We start from the raw sequence: 1,951 nt of genomic DNA, 5'->3' as shown, positions 1-1,951 counted from the left end.
GGCTGCGCGCCGCGCGCGTGCCGCTGGGCGCTGGCGCCGCTGGCTTCGATCTCCTAGAATACGCCGAGCGCTACGCCGCCGCGCGCGCCGTGCTGATCGATGCGCAGGTGCCTGGCTATGGCGGCGGATGTCGATGCGGTGCAGCCGCTTGATGGGCGAATGCGCCTGGCATTGCGCAGCCCGAAACGAGCTGAAATCGTGCTCGCCCAGCAAATGTTGGGCGGCGCGCCGCATGGGCTCGAGCGCCAGCGGCCGAAACACCCAGCCGACACGCCCGGCCTCGACGCTGGGCCGCACGGGGGACTCCAGCAGCACGTAGGCGTAGCGGCGCGCGCGGGCGCTGTTGCGGGCGTGGAAGCTGGGCGGGACGGGCCGGGCCCACTGCACCGCGATGTCGGCGGGCAAATAGCGGTTGGTGCCGCGCACCCAGGCGTTCATCGCCCGCGCGACGGGCGCGTCGAAATGCACCACCTGGTTGAGGCCGTGCACACCCGCGTCGGTGCGGCCGGCGCACAGGGTTGCGATCGCCGGCACATCGGCAAAGGTGGCCAGAGCGCGCTCCAGCCGGTCCTGCACGGTTTGCCCGTTGGGCTGGCTTTGCCAACCCAGATAGGCCGTACCCAGGTAGCTGATGCCCAGCGCGATGCGCGTCATCGCCGCAGCCGCCGTCCGAATGGCGCAGCGGCGCTTACGCCAACTGCGCGAGGAACGCGCGCGCGCGCTCCTGCAATTCGCCGCTGGCTTCGGCCACGACCTCCTCGGCCAGGGTGCGCGCGCCATCGATGTCGCCGATGGCTTCGAACTCGCGCGCCAGGGATAGCTTGGTTTCGAGCGGGTCGGCCTCACCCAGGCCCTCGGCGACCTCGAGGCTGGAGAGATCGTCGCCAGGCGGCTCCGCTGCCGCGGTCGCAGCGCCCGCGTCGCTTTCGGCCGCGGGCGGCTCGTCGCCGGGCAGATCGAGCGACAGGCCCTCCAGCGACGGCGGCAGTCCCGCGGGCGCCTCGGCCACGGCGGGTGCGGCGGGCGTGGTCAGATCGAGGTCGAAGTCGAGCCCCTCATCGGCGGGCGCGCGCGTCGGCTCGGCGCTGGGCTGGGCGGCGGGCGTCGTCGCCTCGGCCTCGGCGGCGGGCGCGGTGAGGTCGAGGTCGAAGTCCAGATCGACCGTGTCGTCCGCCGGCGGCGGGGGCGGCGATGCTTGGACTGGTGCTTGCGGCGCGTCGAAACGGAGGTCGAGTTCGGGCACGTCCGCGGGGGCGGCCGCGGCGGTGCGCAGCGCGGCGTCGGTGGCCGAGGCGGCCACACCCGCTGCTGCGCCGGTCGCTGCGGTGCCACGCGCAGGCCGGTACAGCGGGTTGTCCGGGTCGAGCGCTTGCCCCAGCTCGCAGGCCCGCTCCCACTCGGGGCCCTGGCCATCGGTGAGCGTGTGCAGCTCGTGTGCGCCGGCCGCGAAGCGCTCGACATCGCGGCGCTGCGCGTAGATCTCCAACAGCTTCAGGCGCACGGGCAGCCGGTCGGGATGCAGCCGCAGCCCTTCCAGCAGGATTTCCTCGGCCTGTTGGTCACGGCCGTAGGCCAGATAGACGTCGGCCTCGGCCACGGGATCGACATCGCCGCCGGCGTCGAGCTGGCTGGGCGAGTACATCATCGACGAGGCGGGCGCCTCGTCCTCGGTATCGACCGTCTGCCCGACCGCATCGACATGGGGTGCGGCGGCGTCGGCCGCGGCACGGCGGCGCTGGCGGATGCGCCACCAGGCCAGGGCCAAGAGCAAGGTCGCCACGCCCCCGGCCGCGGGCAGCGTCCAAGGCTGGGTGAGCAGGGTGCCGCCCGAAGCGCGGCACGTTGGGTGTCGCAACGATCAACCGCCAGGAGCCAGAGATGAACACCACCACCCAGATCCCCGCCACCCAGAACGAGTCGTGGGGCTTTTACGGCACGATGAACGAGCAGG

General features: G+C 72.9%; 2 protein-coding genes. Both read right to left on the bottom strand.

Going from position 1 to position 1,951, the window contains the following annotated elements; translation table 11 throughout:
- The coding region (gene truA, locus Tther_RS13045; RefSeq protein ID WP_143904549.1) for a tRNA pseudouridine(38-40) synthase TruA at positions 1–654 on the bottom strand (654 nt) is incomplete at its 3' end.
- A gap of 34 nt (positions 655–688) precedes the next feature.
- A complete protein-coding gene (locus Tther_RS13040; protein WP_143904547.1) occupies positions 689–1,780 on the bottom strand; it encodes a FimV/HubP family polar landmark protein in 1,092 nt (363 codons plus the stop codon).
- Between the last annotated feature and the right edge of the window lie 171 nt (positions 1,781–1,951).

This window comes from Tepidimonas thermarum, assembly GCF_007556705.1.
Classification (GTDB): Bacteria; Pseudomonadota; Gammaproteobacteria; order Burkholderiales; family Burkholderiaceae_C; genus Tepidimonas; species Tepidimonas thermarum.
Note: the sequence above shows the minus strand (reverse complement) of the source record. Positions and strands in the feature narration are given on the sequence as shown.